This window comes from Nitrospinota bacterium (assembly GCA_009873635.1).
Lineage (GTDB): Bacteria > Nitrospinota > Nitrospinia > Nitrospinales > VA-1 > LS-NOB.
Genome location: WAHY01000001.1, coordinates 183877 through 200230, shown reverse-complemented (window position 1 = coordinate 200230; position 16354 = coordinate 183877). Strand labels below are relative to the sequence as shown.

General features: G+C 46.7%; 30 protein-coding genes. All 30 read right to left on the bottom strand.

Translation table 11 applies throughout. The features are described from left to right. Positions 1-227 (bottom strand): DNA-directed RNA polymerase subunit alpha (locus F3741_01125; protein MZG29400.1); only part of this gene is annotated, 227 nt, incomplete at its 3' end. Between the two features lie 64 nt (positions 228-291). After that, on the bottom strand, positions 292-918 hold the full coding sequence (gene rpsD / locus F3741_01120) for a 30S ribosomal protein S4 (GenBank protein MZG29399.1): 627 nt from the start codon (positions 916-918) through the stop codon (positions 292-294). A gap of 29 nt (positions 919-947) precedes the next feature. Continuing rightward, the gene (gene rpsK, locus F3741_01115; GenBank protein MZG29398.1) at positions 948-1337 is read right to left on the bottom strand and encodes a 30S ribosomal protein S11; all 390 of its coding nucleotides are present in this window, start codon (positions 1335-1337) and stop codon (positions 948-950) included. Positions 1338-1349: 12 nt separating this feature from the next. Next, positions 1350-1721 (bottom strand): 30S ribosomal protein S13, encoded by a 372-nt coding sequence (gene rpsM, locus F3741_01110; protein ID MZG29397.1) that lies wholly within the window; start codon positions 1719-1721, stop codon positions 1350-1352. 18 nt (positions 1722-1739) lie between these two features. After that, complete coding sequence (gene rpmJ / locus F3741_01105; GenBank protein MZG29396.1) at positions 1740-1853, bottom strand: 50S ribosomal protein L36; 114 nt, start codon at positions 1851-1853, stop codon at positions 1740-1742. Positions 1854-1867: 14 nt separating this feature from the next. Further along, positions 1868-2086: a translation initiation factor IF-1 gene (infA, locus tag F3741_01100; protein MZG29395.1), complete on the bottom strand. Its 219-nt coding sequence runs from the start codon at positions 2084-2086 to the stop codon at positions 1868-1870. A 3-nt stretch (positions 2087-2089) separates the two neighbouring features. After that, positions 2090-2731 (bottom strand): adenylate kinase, encoded by a 642-nt coding sequence (locus F3741_01095; protein MZG29394.1) that lies wholly within the window; start codon positions 2729-2731, stop codon positions 2090-2092. 3 nt (positions 2732-2734) lie between these two features. Next, on the bottom strand, positions 2735-4051 hold the full coding sequence (gene secY / locus F3741_01090; protein ID MZG29393.1) for a preprotein translocase subunit SecY: 1317 nt from the start codon (positions 4049-4051) through the stop codon (positions 2735-2737). Further along, entirely contained in the window at positions 4052-4483 is a 432-nt protein-coding gene (locus tag F3741_01085) for a 50S ribosomal protein L15 (protein MZG29392.1), read from the bottom strand. A 32-nt stretch (positions 4484-4515) separates the two neighbouring features. After that, positions 4516-5001: a 30S ribosomal protein S5 gene (locus F3741_01080; protein MZG29391.1), complete on the bottom strand. Its 486-nt coding sequence runs from the start codon at positions 4999-5001 to the stop codon at positions 4516-4518. An 18-nt stretch (positions 5002-5019) separates the two neighbouring features. Beyond that, positions 5020-5385 (bottom strand): 50S ribosomal protein L18, encoded by a 366-nt coding sequence (locus F3741_01075; GenBank protein MZG29390.1) that lies wholly within the window; start codon positions 5383-5385, stop codon positions 5020-5022. A gap of 5 nt (positions 5386-5390) precedes the next feature. Further along, a complete protein-coding gene (locus F3741_01070) occupies positions 5391-5939 on the bottom strand; it encodes a 50S ribosomal protein L6 (GenBank protein ID MZG29389.1) in 549 nt (182 codons plus the stop codon). A gap of 94 nt (positions 5940-6033) precedes the next feature. Then, positions 6034-6426: a 30S ribosomal protein S8 gene (gene rpsH, locus F3741_01065; GenBank protein ID MZG29388.1), complete on the bottom strand. Its 393-nt coding sequence runs from the start codon at positions 6424-6426 to the stop codon at positions 6034-6036. A gap of 35 nt (positions 6427-6461) precedes the next feature. Then, positions 6462-6647 carry a type Z 30S ribosomal protein S14 gene (locus F3741_01060; protein ID MZG29387.1) on the bottom strand — a complete coding sequence of 62 codons (186 nt, stop codon included), beginning with the start codon at positions 6645-6647 and terminating at the stop codon, positions 6462-6464. A gap of 6 nt (positions 6648-6653) precedes the next feature. Continuing rightward, the gene (gene rplE, locus F3741_01055; GenBank protein ID MZG29386.1) at positions 6654-7193 is read right to left on the bottom strand and encodes a 50S ribosomal protein L5; all 540 of its coding nucleotides are present in this window, start codon (positions 7191-7193) and stop codon (positions 6654-6656) included. A gap of 2 nt (positions 7194-7195) precedes the next feature. Further along, entirely contained in the window at positions 7196-7534 is a 339-nt protein-coding gene (locus F3741_01050; protein ID MZG29385.1) for a 50S ribosomal protein L24, read from the bottom strand. Continuing rightward, the gene (rplN, locus tag F3741_01045; protein MZG29384.1) at positions 7534-7902 is read right to left on the bottom strand and encodes a 50S ribosomal protein L14; all 369 of its coding nucleotides are present in this window, start codon (positions 7900-7902) and stop codon (positions 7534-7536) included. Before rplN ends, F3741_01050 begins: the two co-directional genes overlap by 1 nt. Continuing rightward, on the bottom strand, positions 7899-8171 hold the full coding sequence (rpsQ, locus tag F3741_01040; protein MZG29383.1) for a 30S ribosomal protein S17: 273 nt from the start codon (positions 8169-8171) through the stop codon (positions 7899-7901). The genes rplN and rpsQ overlap by 4 nt, the downstream gene beginning before the upstream one ends. 44 nt (positions 8172-8215) lie before the next feature. Then, a complete protein-coding gene (locus tag F3741_01035; GenBank protein MZG29382.1) occupies positions 8216-8455 on the bottom strand; it encodes a 50S ribosomal protein L29 in 240 nt (79 codons plus the stop codon). A 21-nt stretch (positions 8456-8476) separates the two neighbouring features. Further along, a complete protein-coding gene (rplP, locus tag F3741_01030) occupies positions 8477-8887 on the bottom strand; it encodes a 50S ribosomal protein L16 (protein ID MZG29381.1) in 411 nt (136 codons plus the stop codon). A 63-nt stretch (positions 8888-8950) separates the two neighbouring features. After that, positions 8951-9640 (bottom strand): 30S ribosomal protein S3, encoded by a 690-nt coding sequence (gene rpsC / locus F3741_01025; protein ID MZG29380.1) that lies wholly within the window; start codon positions 9638-9640, stop codon positions 8951-8953. Positions 9641-9652: 12 nt separating this feature from the next. After that, positions 9653-9994, bottom strand: coding sequence for a 50S ribosomal protein L22 (locus F3741_01020; GenBank protein MZG29379.1), 342 nt, complete (start codon positions 9992-9994; stop codon positions 9653-9655). 12 nt (positions 9995-10006) lie between these two features. Next, positions 10007-10288: a 30S ribosomal protein S19 gene (gene rpsS, locus F3741_01015; protein MZG29378.1), complete on the bottom strand. Its 282-nt coding sequence runs from the start codon at positions 10286-10288 to the stop codon at positions 10007-10009. Positions 10289-10302: 14 nt separating this feature from the next. Continuing rightward, complete coding sequence (gene rplB, locus F3741_01010) at positions 10303-11133, bottom strand: 50S ribosomal protein L2 (GenBank protein MZG29377.1); 831 nt, start codon at positions 11131-11133, stop codon at positions 10303-10305. Between the two features lie 6 nt (positions 11134-11139). Next, positions 11140-11427, bottom strand: a complete 288-nt coding sequence (locus tag F3741_01005; GenBank protein MZG29376.1) for a 50S ribosomal protein L23 — start codon at positions 11425-11427, stop codon at positions 11140-11142. Beyond that, positions 11427-12053: a 50S ribosomal protein L4 gene (gene rplD, locus F3741_01000; GenBank protein ID MZG29375.1), complete on the bottom strand. Its 627-nt coding sequence runs from the start codon at positions 12051-12053 to the stop codon at positions 11427-11429. The genes F3741_01005 and rplD overlap by 1 nt, the downstream gene beginning before the upstream one ends. 18 nt (positions 12054-12071) lie before the next feature. After that, positions 12072-12692, bottom strand: coding sequence for a 50S ribosomal protein L3 (locus F3741_00995; protein MZG29374.1), 621 nt, complete (start codon positions 12690-12692; stop codon positions 12072-12074). A 12-nt stretch (positions 12693-12704) separates the two neighbouring features. After that, positions 12705-13013: a 30S ribosomal protein S10 gene (gene rpsJ / locus F3741_00990; protein MZG29373.1), complete on the bottom strand. Its 309-nt coding sequence runs from the start codon at positions 13011-13013 to the stop codon at positions 12705-12707. Further along, complete coding sequence (gene tuf, locus F3741_00985) at positions 13013-14203, bottom strand: elongation factor Tu (GenBank protein ID MZG29372.1); 1191 nt, start codon at positions 14201-14203, stop codon at positions 13013-13015. The genes rpsJ and tuf overlap by 1 nt, the downstream gene beginning before the upstream one ends. A gap of 36 nt (positions 14204-14239) precedes the next feature. Beyond that, positions 14240-16342, bottom strand: coding sequence for an elongation factor G (gene fusA, locus F3741_00980; protein MZG29371.1), 2103 nt, complete (start codon positions 16340-16342; stop codon positions 14240-14242). Positions 16343-16354 lie beyond the last annotated feature (12 nt).

The window sequence follows — 16354 nt, the reverse complement described above, 5'->3', positions numbered from 1 at the left end:
ACCACTCCAGGAATAGAGGAAAACTCATGAAAAATTCCCTCAAATTTTACGGCTACAATGGCGGCACCTTCGATGGATGACAAGAGCATCCTTCTCAATGAATTACCGATTGTCACCCCATACCCGCGCTCGAACGGACCAGCACTGAGCTTTCCGTAAAACTCCGACTTGTTTTTCTTATCAAATTCTAATCGCTTAGGTTTAACGATTCCTTGGGCTGTGAACATGAAGTCTCCGACCTCTTGATTAGGGAAAGTTTTTAATTAGTTTGTTGTGAGAATCCAATCAGCTTTAACGTGAGTAAAGCTCAACGATCAGCTGTTCCTCAATTGGCATGGTTACATGCTCTCTTGTTGGCAAAGCCTGCACAATGCCCTGTTTGCTATCCACATCAAATGACAGCCAGTCCGGCAAAGTTTTATCTTTAATATTCTCAATAGCGTTTTTAACAGGCGCCTTTTTTTCTTTATTGGGGTTTACGGCTATCGTATCCCCTTGACCGAGAGAATAAGACGGGATGTTGACCTTTTTTCCGTTAACGGTAAAGTGTCCATGCCTGACCAACTGGCGAGCCGTGCTTCTTGAAGAAGCCAGCCCCATCCTATAAATAACATTATCCATCCGCAACTCTAAATTTTGCAGGAGGTTTTCGCCGGTAATGCCTTTTTTCTTATCCGCGGCAAAAAAGTAGTTTCTAAACTGCTTTTCCAGCACTCCATAAATCCGTTTTACCTTTTGTTTTTCACGAAGCTGCACCCCGTATTCCGAGAATTTCTTCCTTCCCTGTCCATGCTGTCCGGGAGGGTATGCTCGTTTTTCAATAGCACACTTAGCCGTCTCGCAACGGGAACCTTTCAAATACAATTTTATGCCTTCTCGCCGACACAGTCGACAAACAGAACCTGTATACCTGGCCAAATTCAGCTTCTCCTTTCGGTTTTACGCAATTAAACTCTGCGACGTTTTCTTGGGCGGCACCCATTATGCGGAATGGGTGTCTTATCACGAATAACAAGAACTTCCATTCCCGCGGCCTGCAAAGACCGTATCGCAGACTCCCGTCCTGATCCCGGCCCTTTCACATGGACTTCCAGTTTTTTCATTCCCATATCCCTTGCCTTGACAGCCGCCTTGTCAGCAGCCACCTGCGCGGCAAACGGGGTACTTTTTCTTGAACCTTTGAAGCCCTGCGCGCCAGCACTGGACCAAGACACCACATTTCCAGACATGTCTGAAATGGTAACAATAGTATTATTAAACGTTGCCTGAATATGGGCGACCCCCACCTCAGGCACTGTCTTTTGCTTTTTCTTCCCAGTCTTTGATTTTTTATCCATTAAAGTCAGTCCTTATTTTTTTGCCCGGGCTCCCACAGTTTTCTTGGGCCCCTTCCGGGTTCTTGCGTTAGTGTGTGTCCTTTGTCCGCGAACCGGCAATCCTTTACGATGGCGAAGTCCTCTATAGGCTCCGATATCCATCAAACGCTTTATGTTCATGGTGACAATACGCCTTAAATCACCTTCTACTTCATGATCTTTCTCAATGACATTACGGATCCGGGTCACCTCTTCTTCGGTCAAGTCTTTCATCCTGATTGCTTCACCGACCTGTGCTTTTTCCAGGATATTACGGGAAGTAGCTGGACCTACTCCATATATGTATGTGAGAGCGACTTTCGCCGGCTTGTCTTTAGGAATATCTACACCCGCTATTCTTGCCACTGTTTCTCCTTTTGGAAATTATCCCTGTCTTTGCTTATGTTTCGGGTTTTCACAAATAACCCGCACTACACCTCGACGGCGAATTACTTTGCACTTCATACAAATTGGCTTGACCGATGCCCTGACTTTCATGTTACCGTCCTCTTTTATTTATACCGATAGGTGATACGCCCTCGGGTTAAATCGTAAGGAGAAAGCTGAACCTTTACCTTATCTCCAGACAGGATACGGATAAAATGCATACGCATTTTACCTGATATATGGGCCAGCACCTTATGACCATTTTCCAGTTCCACCCGGAACATTGCGTTCGGCAATGGCTCAAGTATGGTGCCCTCAACTTCAATGGATTCTTCTTTAGACATCCTTCACTTCACCATTTCTAAAACGCGTGAAAAAATTTCTTCTACAGACCCGCTTGCTGTTACCGTTTTCAGATTCCCCTGCTCCTTATAAAACTGCTTTAAAGGTGCGGTAGACTCCTGATATACATCCAACCGCTTCAGAATCGTTTCCTTGTTATCATCCTGCCTCTGAGCCAGAGCACCACCGCAACTGTCACAAACCCCAGCGACCCTGGGAGGGCGGGACTCTTCATGAAACATAGCGCCGCAATCCTGGCAAGTACTACGCCCAACTAACCGGTTGATCACTTCATCAGGGTTGACTTCCAGATCAACCACTGTATCAATCGCAAGGCCAACTTCTGTCAATGTTTCCGAAAGTTTTTCAGCCTGGACAATTGTTCTCGGAAACCCGTCTAAAATAAACCCGGCTTCACAGTCAGCCTGTTTAAAGCGTTCCTTGATCAAGCCGATCACCACATCATCGGGAACCAGCTGACCGGCATCCATAAACGACTGGGCCTTAATGCCCAGTTCACTTTTATCCTTAACCGCTTGCCTTAAAATATCACCGGTGGATATCTGCGGGATGCGAAATTTTTCTTTCAGCATTTGGGCCTGAGTGCCTTTTCCAGCTCCCGGCGGACCTAAAAGAATCAATCTCATCAATCAGCCTCTTCGGCTTTTCAATCGCCCCTTTTTGACAAAGCCATCATAGTTTCTCATGACCAAGTGGGACTCAATCTGCTGCATGGTATCCAACGAAACACCCACAACGATCAAAAGGCTTGTTCCACCGAAGTAAAATGGGATGTTGAAATATTTTATCAAATAATCCGGTAAAATACAGATTAAAGAAAGATACAACGCCCCATAAAACGTGACCCTGGAAAGGATCGTGTCGATATATTCGGAGGTTTTAGCCCCGGGTCTGATTCCCGGCACATATCCCCCATGTTTTTTCATATTGTCCGCCACATCAACAGGGTTGAATATGACAGCAGTATAGAAATAACAAAAGAAAAATACCGCGCCAACAAAAATCAGACTATAAACAATAGTTCCGGGAGTCAGCATTGCCGATAAAGACTGCATCCACGGATGGGTGATAAACTGGGCAATCGTCGCCGGAAACATGATGATCGATGAAGCAAAAATCGGCGGGATAACTCCCGACGTATTGACTTTCAAAGGCAAGTGCGTTGCCTGACCACCCATCATCTTACGACCCACTACCCGTTTGGCGTATTGGATCGGAATCCTGCGCTGCCCTCCCTCCGTAAAAACAATGGCACCAACCACCGCAACCATCAATACTAAAAGGAACAGCATGACAAGCACAGACATTTCGCCAGTGCCCATCAAATCCATTGACTGAAAAATTGCCGCCGGTGTTCCAGCAACAATTCCAGAAAAAATGATCAGGGAAATTCCATTTCCTATTCCCCGCTCAGTAATCTGTTCTCCCAGCCACATCAGAAAACATGTACCGGCCGTAAGGGTCAAAACCGTCATCATTCTGAAGGACCAACCCGGCTCCGGTACAATGAGGCCGCCACTCGGACTTTTCATAGCTTCCAATCCGACAGCGATGCCTGACCCCTGGATCATACTCAATACCACTGTTCCATACCGGGTGTATTGAGTGATCTTTTTTTGCCCCTGCTCCCCCTCCTTTTTCAACCTTGCCAGGTAGGGAGAAACAATCGTCATCAACTGAATGATGATCGATGAACTGATATAGGGCATAATGCCCAGAGCAAATATTGTCAGCCGGCTTAATGCTCCGCCGGAAAACATATCGAAAAAACCCAGTATAGTTCCCTGGGCCCGGGCAAACAATTCTGCCAGCGCAACCGAGTTAATACCCGGGGTCGGGATATGGGCACCAATCCGATAAACAACTAAAAGCCCAAGCGTAAAAAGAACCCGCTTCTTCAGCTCAGGTACGCGAAAAATATTGCCAAAACTATCAGCGCCACTCATCTAGAGGTTAACAACCTTTCCCCCGGACTTTTCAATTTTGGCCTGAGCTGATCCGCTGAATTTATGCGCATGAACATTTAATGATTCCGTCAGTTCACCACAGCCCAGGATCTTTACCAATGCAGTTTTCTTGATCAGCCCTTTTTCCTTCATCACTTCCGGGGTTACAGGATCTATACCGGCACAACGAGCCAGGTCACATACATTAACAATCTCAAACTGCTTCTTAAATATATTGGTGAACCCGCGCTTGGGCAATCTTCTATAAATAGGCATCTGCCCACCTTCAAACCATGGATGAGGGCTTCCTCCTGATCGGCATTTCTGGCCCTTTTGTCCCTTGCCGGAAGTTTTTCCCGTCCCAGAACCTATACCTCGACCAACGCGTTTTCTATTCTTTCGTTCCGGGCCCTTCAAGTTTGATAATTGCAACATTCCCTATCCTCAGTAAAAATCAGGGTAAATTATTTGTCACGCAGGCGAGAACATTCTTTAAGACCGCGTAAAGCCGTCAACCCCTGAATGGTTGCCTTGACCACATTATGCGGATTATTGGTTCGCAAACATTTTGTCAAAACATCGCGAACTCCAACGGCCTCCAACACTGCCCTTACAGCACCACCAGCTATCAATCCAGTACCTCTTGACGCGGGCTTCATCAAAACCCTGCCGGCTCCATAAGCACCTATCACTTCGTGCGGAATGGAAGAACCTTCCAGGCTGACTGTCACCATATCCCTTTTGGCCTTTTCCACACCTTTGCGTATTGCTTCCGGGACTTCGTTAGCCTTTCCCAAACCCCAGCCAACCTTGCCATCACGATTGCCCACCACTACCAGCGCGCTGAAGCTGAAACGACGTCCACCTTTCACAACTTTAGCTACACGGTTGATCTTTACAACCTTATCAACAAAATCTGTGGGTTTTTCCGGCTCCCGTTGTCGCAACACTTCCTCCTGCGTTATGGATTAAAATTTTATACCTTTTTCCCGAACAGCATCAGCCAAAGCTTTAATACGCCCGGCATACAAAAATCCGTTTCGGTCATAATAAACTTCCTTGATACCCTTTGCGGCTGCTGCTTCACCAACAAGTGAGCCAACCAATGTCGCCGCTTTCAGGTTTCCCCCTGTTTTCATCTGTTCTTTGAAGTTGGGTGAAAGCGAAGACATCGCCACAAGGGTTTTTCCCTCATTGTCATCAACAATTTGAGCGTATATATGTTTGGTGCTTCGGAACACTGTCAAACGGGGTCTGCCTGATTGCTTCTGCACCTTGAGCTTGACCCTTTTTTTTCTCTGCAAACGCAGTCGTTCCCGTTCAGAGGTTTTCATAGTTCTTATCCTTTACCTACAGCTGCTTTACCAGCTTTTCTGCGAATTCTTTCCGTAGAGTACATGACCCCTTTTCCTTTATAAGGTTCTGGCGGTCGGAAACCGCGTATTTCCGCAGCGGTCTGGCCAACACTTTCCTTATTGGTTCCTTTTACAACAATTGTATTTTTTTTGGGATCAACATCAAACTCAACACCTTCCGGGGCGGGGTAATTGATTGCATGCGAATGCCCCAGGTTTAAGACCAGGTTTTTCCCCTTTAACTCGACTCGATATCCCACGCCTACAATATTAAGCTGTTTTGAGTAGCCTTCTGTAACCCCAATCACCATATTGTTAATCAACGTACGAGTCAGTCCATGCAGAGACCGATCCAGCCTGCCATCTGTAGGACGAGTCACCGTAACCACACCATCTTTCAGCTCAATCTTCATATTCGGGTGCAACACACGCTGCAACTGACCCTTTGGCCCTTTTACCGAAACATTTGATCCGTTGATTTTCAAATCTACCCCAGAGGGCACATTAATTGGTTTTTTTCCAATTCGAGACATTGCGATACTTCTATATCAGTTCAGTGTTTATGCCCAGCCTCAATAGCCGGGCTCAAAAATTAAAGATCCGTTCTGCAACACTTAGCCACACTGCTTACCAGACGTGGCCAAGCACTTCTCCTCCAACCCCTTTTTCCCTACACTCACGATCAGTCATCACCCCCGCAGAGGTAGACATAATAGCCAGCCCCAGACCATTGAGAACTTTGGGCACTCTGTCCCGCTTGACATAGTTTCTCCGGCCAGGCTTACTGATTCGTTTGATCCCGCGAATGACCGGCTCATCATCTTTATATTTCAAATACACCCGGATTATTCCCTGCAGATTATCCTCATAAAACCGGAAATTTTTGATATAGCCTTCTTCCTTCAAAATTTCCACGATACGGGTTTTCATCTTTGAGCCGGGGACATCAACCCTCGGGTGCCTGACCATCAGCCCGTTTCGAATACGGGTAAAAAGATCAGCGATGGGATCGGTCATCATAACGAAACATTACTCCAAAAAATAATTAGTTTAAACTACCAACTTGCCTTTGTAACACCTGGAATTTCACCGCGCAAAGCTCTTTCTCTGAAACAAATTCGACACATACCGAATTTTCGAAGATACCCTCGAGGCCTGCCACAAACATTACACCTGTTATACTGGCGCACTTTAAATTTCTGTTCTCGCTTCGACTTGGCGACTAGTGATTTCTTTGCCATATTCCCTTACTTTCTAAGCGGTAGTCCCATATGGGTTAACAAACACCTTCCCTGCTCATCATTTTGTGCCGAGGTGGTGATTGTTATATTCATTCCCTTCACTTTTTCAACTTTATCAAACACTATTTCCGGGAAAATCAATTGTTCCTTAAGTCCAATCGTGTAGTTACCTCGACCATCAAACGCCTTGGGAGGCAACCCTTTAAAATCTCTTACCCGGGGCAACGCGAACGAAACCAATCGCTCATAAAACTCATACATCCTGTTTCCCCGCAAAGTCACCTTGAGCCCTATTGAAACCCCTTCACGCAACTTGAAGTTTGAGATCGATTTTTTCGCCTTGGTGACCACTGGCTGCTGCCCGGTAATTACCCTTAACTGGTCAATGCCCGATTCAATAAGCTTGGAGTTCTGCAATGCCTCACCCAGTCCCATATTGACCGTAATCTTGGTCATCCTGGGAACCTGCATAATATTACCGAGACCCAGCTCTTTCTGGATAGCGGCCTGATGCTTTTCGTAATAGCTTGTTTTAAAATTTGACATTACTACACCTTATCCAGGACATCGCCGGTTTTCACACAGACCCGGACACGTTTTCCATCTTCAAGTTTTTTCAGCTTGGTCCGCACCCCCTTACCCACCTTGTCGCTGACCAGCAGAACATTGGAGATATGAATCTTTCCTTCTTTTTCTATGATGCCGGGTTGACGGGTTTTGCCATCTCCCTTTGTGTGGCGCTTAACCATATTAAGTTTTTCAACCGTAACCCTTTGCTCTTCAGGGAAGATCGCCAGGAGTTTTCCTTTTTTTCCTTTTTCTTTCCCAGAAATCACCTGGACAATATCGTCCTTTTTAAGACCAAGTTTATAAGACGCCTTTTTCACTACAGCACCTCCGGAGCAAGCGAGAGTATTTTCATATAACGCTTGGCACGCAATTCACGGCCCACCGGACCAAATATACGAGTCCCTACCGGCTCCCTGCCTTCCCCAATCAGAACCGCGGCGTTATTGTCAAATTTAATATAGGTGCCATTCGAGCGGCGCAACTCTTTGCGAGTTCTTACAACCACAGCTTTTTTTACTTCGCCTTTCTTAAGGCTGCTCTGAGGGTCAACCTCTTTGACCGCGACCACGATAACATCCCCAATCCGGGCATAACGCCGACGTGACCCACCCAGGACCTTGATGCATTGAACCACCTTGGCTCCAGAATTATCCGCCACATCTAAAACTGTTCTCAGTTGAATCATGACGCTTTACCTGCCTCCTCACCTTTCTTGATGATCTCCACCAAGCGCCAGCGTTTGGTTTTGCTCAGCGGCCGGGTTTCGCGGATACTAATGAAATCACCAGGACAGCATTCGTTTTTCTCATCGTGGGCACTATACTTACGCGAACTTTTAACCACTTTCTTAAACTTGGGGTGAGTGAACTTACGCTCCACCTTCACAACAACGGTTTTATCCATTTTACTACTCACCACAAGGCCCATCAGGGTTTTTCTAGTCGTCTTCTCCAAAAGCTTTTACAACTCCAATTTAAAGTTCAGGGTTCACCTGTATTTTATTTATCAGAACTTTCTTTTTTCTCTTCCTGCTTTACCGAATCTTTTCCAGCAGCCCGTTGTTCATTTTGAATCGTTTTCAGCCGCGCAATATCTCTCCTGAGAAACCTGATACGACTGGGGTTTTCTATCTTGCCCGTTGCCAGTTGCAATCGCAGGTTGAAAATTTCCTGATTGATATCTACTATTTTTTCTTCCCGCTCTTTCTCAGAAAGATTTCTTACTTCTTCAGCTTTCATAATATGTTTTCTCTATTCCCGTCAGGCCTGTTTAACAACAAACCGGGTAGACACTGATAATTTATGCGCTGCCAGACGAAACGCTTCCTTGGCAATATCCTCAGGCACACCTTCCATCTCATAAAGCATTCGCCCTGGCTTTACAACAGCCACCCAAAACTCCGGATTCCCTTTACCCTTACCCATTCTTGTTTCCAATGGTTTTTTGGAAACCGGTTTGTCAGGGAAAATTCTCAGCCAGATTTTTCCTCCACGCTTTATGTAGCGGGTCATTGCAATACGCGCCGCCTCAATCTGCCGGTTGGTGATACGACCACACTCCAGCGTTTGCAAACCATAAGTGCCAAAATCCAGAGAACCACCTCGATAGGCAGTGCCACGCATTCTTCCCTTATGGCGTTTTCTATATTTAACTCTTTTGGGCATCAACATGATGCATTATCTCCAAAAAAAAACATTTACAGACAGATTGCTGCCCGATTTAAGCACCAAAACTCAGGCCGAAGCCTTTTCTTTTTCTTTTTCCTGGAATCCCTGAGGCGGCTCAATACCTTTGCCCGGGAGAATATCTCCCTTATAAACCCAAACCTTCACTCCAATAATTCCAAAGGTGGTATTTGAACTCGCTGTCCCATAATCGATATCCGCCCTCAAGGTATGAAGAGGAACACGTCCCTCCCGGTACCATTCACTGCGGGCAATTTCTGCTCCTCCCAACCGACCCGAGACCCTTATTTTTATTCCCTTAGCCCCAAACCGAAGCGCCGAAACCACACTCTTCTTCATCGCGCGGCGAAAAGAAACCCTCTTCTCCAATTGCAGGGCTATATTTTGTCCTATCAAAGCCGCATCCAACTCAGCACGGCGCACCTCTTTAATATTCAGGTTCACCTGCTTGCCAGACATAACCTTCTGCAACTCAAGCTTAAGCCTGTCAACCTCCAGACCTTTCTTCCCAATGATGATTCCTGGTCGTGCAGTGTGAATATTGACCCGAACACGGTTTGCGGAACGCTCAATTTCCACCCTGGAAATACCTGCATGGGCGAGTGTTTTAAAGATATGTTTCCGGAGAGCCATATCCTCAATCAACTGGTCGGAATATCCTTTCCTGGCATACCAGTTAGATATCCAAGTTTTGCTGAATCCCAACCTAAACCCATAAGGGTGAACTTTTTGACCCACGCTCTATTCTCCTTAAGATTCTTTTTCTTCCAGTATCAAAGTAATATGACTGGTCTTCTTTTGTATCATGGTTGCCATTCCACGAGCCCTTGGCATATTGCGCTTCCATGTCACACCTTCATCAACCTGCACGTTTTTGATCACCAAATCATCCACATCAAGGATCTTATGGTTCTCCTCCGCATTGGCGATTGCAGACTTCAACAGCTTTTGAATCTTGTCAGCCGCACGCTTGCGAGTGAACGCAAGAATATTGATGGCGTCATTCACGTTCTTACCGCGAATCAAATCCGCTACCAACCGCGCCTTGCGGGGTGCCGTTCTTGTATGCCTGAGTTGAGCTTTAACTTCCATGATATATCTTTTTTATTTAGTCACTGCTTTTTTGGTTTTACCGCCATGAGATCTGAATGTACGAGTGGGAGCAAATTCGCCCAGCTTATGGCCAACCATATTTTCCGAAACAAAAACCGGTAGAAATTTCTTACCATTGTGAACCGACAAAGTATGCCCGACAAAATCCGGTGTAATCGTTGATCTGCGAGACCAGGTCTTGCAAACTTTCTTTTCATTCTTCCGGTTCATCTCATCGATTTTATTCTGCAAATGCGAATCGACAAACGGTCCTTTTTTTAATGATCGAGCCATACCAAAACCTCAGTTTATTTTTTCTTTTTGCGGCTGAGAATAAATTTATTCGATGGTTTTTTAACACGTCTTGTCTTCAATCCTTTAGCACTCTGTCCCCAGGGACTACAAGGGTGACGACCCCCTGAAGACCGACCTTCACCACCACCCATCGGATGATCCACAGGGTTCATGGCAACCGCACGAACACGGGGACGACGCCCCATCCATCTCACTCTTCCAGCCTTACCTATAGAAACATTTTCATGATCAGCGTTTCCCACCGTACCAATGGTTGCCCGACAGTTTTTGTGAATCAGCCGAACCTCACCCGACCTCAGCTTGAGATTGACATACTCCCCCTCTTTAGCCATCAACTGAACACCACCGCCGGCACTACGAGCAATCTGCGCCCCTTTTCCAGGTCGCATCTCTACATTATGAATCAAAGTACCTTCTGGAATGTCTTTAAGAGGAAGACAATTACCAACACGAATCTCGGCGTTCTCACCCGACATCAACACATCCCCCACATTCAGCTTGGAAGGAGAAATGATATACCGCTTTTCCCCATCCGAATATGACAGAAGGGCGATGCGTGCGCTACGATTGGGATCGTATTCAATACCCACGACTTTTGCCGGAATTCCATCCTTCCGGCGTTTGAAGTCTATGATCCGATACTGCTTCCGATGACCGCCACCTCTACGCTTGGCAGTGATTCGCCCATTATTGTTTCGCCCGCCCTTCCGTGCTATGGCAACGAGCAGACTTTTTTCTGGAGTCGACTTAGTGACCTCGTCGAAACCGGAAATGGTCTGGAATCTCACACCGGGTGATCTGGGCTTTAACTTTCTAATAGGCATTACCGCTTACACTCCCTCAAAAATTTCTATCCTGTCGCCTTCTTTCAACTGAACCATTGCCTTTTTCCAGGTTTTAGTATGACCCATAGTTCTGCCAAACCGCTTTCGTTTGCCCCGAACTATCTGGGTGTTTACATGAAGGACTTTCACATCAAATATCTTTTGTACCGCTTCACGGATTTGAATCTTGTTAGCCGCAGGGTTCACTCGAAACAGCACCCAGTTTCCCTGGGCAAGCATATCGCTCCCCTTTTCCGTGACCAGAGGTTTCTCTATTACCTGATAAATATCCATCAGTTTAACCGTTCCTCAATTTTCTTTAGCGCGTCAGCAGTACAAACTATCCGCTCGTGGACCAGCAAGTCGAAAACATTGAGACCGTCAACCAAAAGCACATCCGCCTGCGGGAGATTGCGCGTTGCCAGCTGCAGGTTTTCGTTTTTCTCCGACACAAGAAACAGTGTTTTCGCAGGGAGCCCCAATCCATTCAACAATGCCACCGCCCCCTTTGTTTTTGGACTCTCAAGGCTGAGAGAATCCACCACCATAAAATTCCGGGTTTTAAGCCTTTCAGTTAACACGGAACTGATAGCAAGCTTCTTGGATTTTTTAGTCAACTGAAACGCATAACTTCTCGGGCTGGGCCCAAAAACTGTCATACCCCCGCGCCAAACCGGTGATCTTGTATTACCCGATCGAGCACGGCCTGTTCCCTTCTGCCTCCAGGGTTTCGCATTACTTCCATGCAAATCTCCCTTATTCTGCTTGGTCGCCGCATTTCCACCACGACGTGCGCCCAGCTGCATAGTCACATACCTCTGAACCAATTCTTCGCTGACCTTAACCTCAAAGACGCTTGCGGGAGCTTCTACAGTGCCCACTTTTTTATTGCTGCTGTCTACGATATCTAATTCCGGCATAACGGAAAAACTCAACCCTTAAGATTTGTAAATGTTTAAAATCCCACCATTGGCCCCGGGGACGGCCCCCTTGACCAGCAACAAATTATTTTCAACATCGACCCGGACGACTTTAAGGTTTTTCACCCGGACATTATGACCGCCCATCCGACCCGGCATACCCGTCCCCTTAAAAACCCTGCCAGGATAAGTATGCATACCTATCGAACCGGTACCTCGATAGCTTTCATGATGACCATGAGAGGCTGGCGCTCCGCCATAATTATACCGCCTGAAAACCCCGGCAAATCCCCGGCCCTTGGCTACCCCCACCACCGAGATCTTATCGCCCTCACTGAAAACATCTACTTTAAGCGGTTTCCCCATGGCATCATCATCAACATCCTCACCCCTGAATTCACGAAGAATTTTCGCAGGTTCAGCTTTATGCTTATCATAAAAACCCTGCAAAGGTTTGCTGGTATGTTTCGGCTTTCGAGATCCATATGCCAGCATGAGAGCCTGGTATCCGTCTTTCTCTTCAGTCCGCTTCAACACCGGCACACAACGTTCAACATGAATCACGGTAACCGGGACACAGTCACCCTTATCGTCAAACACTTCGGTCATGCCGATTTTTTTTCCAATTAATACACTCATTTTTACTCTGAATTAAAGCTTGATCTCAATATCAACACCCCCGGACAGATCCAGCTTCATCAGCGCATCTACGGTTTGGGGGGTCGGCTCAAGGATTTCAAGGATCCGCTTATGCGTTCGAATCTCAAATTGCTCACGAGATTTTTTATCCACATGAGGGGAACGCAAAACGGTCCATTTATTTTTCATCGTAGGCAAGGGTATTGGGCCGACCACCTTGGCACCAGTGCGCCGGGTGGTTTCCACGATTTCCCCTACCGACCAATCCAGCAACTTATGGTCGTATGCCTTGAGTCTGATTTTTATTTTCTGGTCGCTCATTATTCGATGATCTCACCAACAACTCCGGCTCCCACCGTACGACCACCTTCGCGAATCGCGAAGCGAAGCTCTTTAGCCATTGCTACCGGCGTGATCAGCGTAATTTCCATTGAGACATTATCGCCAGGCATTACCATTTCCACACCTGCCGGCAGAGTCGCAACACCCGTCACATCGGTAGTTCTAAAATAAAATTGCGGGCGGTAACCATTAAAGAAAGGAGTATGCCGACCACCCTCATCTTTAGTCAGAATATAAACTTCCGCCTTGAATTTTGTATGCGGAGTGATGGAACCGGGCTTCGCCAAAACCTGACCACGCTCAATTTCTTCGCGCTTGGTTCCACGCAAAAGAACACCCACGTTTTCTCCAGCACGGCCCTCATCAAGAAGTTTGCGGAACATTTCAACACCCGTCGCAGTGGTTTTTGTAGTTGGCTTAAACCCAACGATCTCGATCTCCTCACCAACCTTAACAACACCGGTCTCAACACGTCCGGTCGCAACCGTTCCACGGCCTGAAATACTAAAGATATCTTCAATCGGCATCAGGAAAGGCTTATCTACAGGCCGATCAGGCACCGGAAAATAAGTATCAAGCGCCTCCATTAACTCCATAATAGGCTTAGTTTTTTCTTCATCTTCCGGATTTTCCAAAGCCTGCAACGCGCTTCCACGAATCACAGGAATATCGTCACCCGGAAATTCATATTTGCTCAATAATTCGCGCACTTCGAGCTCAACGAGATCCAATAGCTCAGGATCATCAACCATGTCACATTTATTCATAAAAACAACAATCTTAGGAACACCTACCTGACGCGCCAAAAGGATATGCTCACGGGTCTGCGGCATAGGGCCATCGTTAGCAGAGATAACCAGAATCGCACCATCCATTTGAGCCGCACCGGTGATCATATTCTTGACATAATCAGCATGACCGGGACAGTCAACATGGGCATAATGACGAGTCTCAGAATTGTATTCAATATGAGCAATAGCGATCGTAATTCCTCGCTCTTTTTCCTCGGGGGCTTTATCAATTTGATCAAACGCGATTGTCTCTGCCAATCCTTTTTTAGACAGAACCTCTGAAATAGATGCAGTGAGTGTCGTCTTTCCATGGTCAACGTGACCAATGGTACCAACGTTTAAATGCGGTTTATCTCGAACAAATTTTTCTTTAGCCATGCCGGTTCACTCCAATATATTTTCAAATAATTTTTATTAAACTGCTAATTTCTCTTTTGACCCTGTTGCCTTAGCCACCAACTCTTCAGCAATCGCGGCAGGAACACCCTCATACTTGGCAAACTCCATGGAGTAATTCGCGCGCCCCTGAGTGGCCGATCGCAGATCGGTGGAGTACCCGAACATCCCAGAGAGCGGGACTTCTGCCCTAATCACTTTCGCACCGGCACGATCAGAAAGGTCTTTGATCTTGCCGCGCTTGGAATTCAGCTTACCTATCACATCGCCCATAAACTCTTCAGGCGTAACGACCTCCACATCCATAACCGGTTCCAGCAATTGAGGAGATCCTTTTTTACAAGCTTCCCTAAAAGCCATGGAAGCACAAATTTTAAATGCCATCTCAGAAGAGTCGACATCATGGAACGACCCGTCCAGCAATGTCACAGAAACATCCACCGTGGGGTATCCACACATAATACCTCTCCCCATTGCCTCCTCAACACCCTTCTGCACAGCAGGAATAAACTCACGGGGAATAGCACCCCCAACAATTTTATTGACAAACTCAAAACCCGTTCCAGCCTCTCTTGGTTCGACCTTGATCACAACATGACCGTACTGGCCGCGCCCACCACTCTGCTTGACATATTTGTTTTCGTGCTCAACAGCCTTGGTGATCGTTTCTTTATAGGCCACCTGAGGTTTGGACACATCCACATCAAGAGAAAACTCACGTCGCATCCGGTCAACCAGAATTTCAAGATGCAATTCACCCATACCCGAAATTACAGTCTGATTCGTATCAGGATCAACACGCACCTTAAACGTAGGATCCTCCTGAAGAAGCTTGACAAGACAGTCCGAGAGCTTTTCCTGCTCAGCTTTGGTTTTTGGCTCGATGGCCACAGATATAACCGGCTCAGGAAACTGAATCGCCTCAAGAATGATCGGGTTATCCTGATCACAAAGAGTGTCCCCGGTATAGCTCTTTTTCAATCCGATCACCGCCGCAATATCACCGGCCCGCACCGTATCAACCTCTTCCCTCTTATTAGCATGCATCCTCAGGATTCGGCCGACACGCTCTCTTTCATTTTTTGTTGAATTATAAACATAGGAACCGCTGGTCAATTTACCGGAATAAACACGCACAAACGCCAACTGACCAACAAAAGGATCAGTCATAATCTTAAAAGCCAGAGCAGACAGCGGATCCGCCGCATCAAGCTTTCGAGTCTCTTCTTTCTGGGTGTTTGGGTTTGAGCCGGTAATGGATTTGAGCTCCTGGGGGGAGGGGAGGTAGTAGACAACCGCATCAAGCAATTGCTGGACACCTTTATTTTTAAAAGCGGCACCACATAAAATCGGAGTAAATGTGTTTTCCAGGGTTCCCTTTCTCAGTGCCGCGACAATTTCATCACGCGACACATCTTCTCCACCGAGAAACTTTTCCATGATCGCGTCATCCACATCCGAAACCGATTCGATCAGTTTTTCCCTGTACTCTTCAGCCTGACCCTGATATTCCGCCGGGATATCAACAACATCGAAGGTTTCCCCTTTATTCTTGGCATCGGAATACACATTCGCCTTCATATCAATCAGGTCAATCACACCCAGGAAACCAGCCTCGGCACCCAGTGGAAGCTGAATGGCAACTGGATACGCCCCCAGTTTTTCCACCATCTGCTTAACACAAGCCAGGAAATCCGCTCCAGCCCGATCCATCTTATTGACAAAACATATTCTTGGCACCTTATATTTGCTCGCCTGTCGCCAGACAGTCTCAGATTGGGGCTCAACACCACTCACCGCATCGAATACGCCCACAGCACCATCAAGGACCCGCAAAGACCTTTCGACCTCAGCCGTAAAATCAACATGGCCGGGCGTATCAATAATATTGATCTGGTGATCACGCCAGGAACAAGTTGTCGCCGCAGAGGTGATAGTGATTCCCCGCTCCTGCTCCTGCTCCATCCAATCCATCGTAGCGTTGCCGTCATGCACTTCGCCAATCTTATGACTCTTACCCGTGTAGTAAAGGACACGCTCAGTCGTTGTTGTTTTACCAGCATCGATATGAGCAATGATCCCGATATTACGGGTTTTTTCAGGCTGTATTTTCTTACTCATTTAAATTACCAA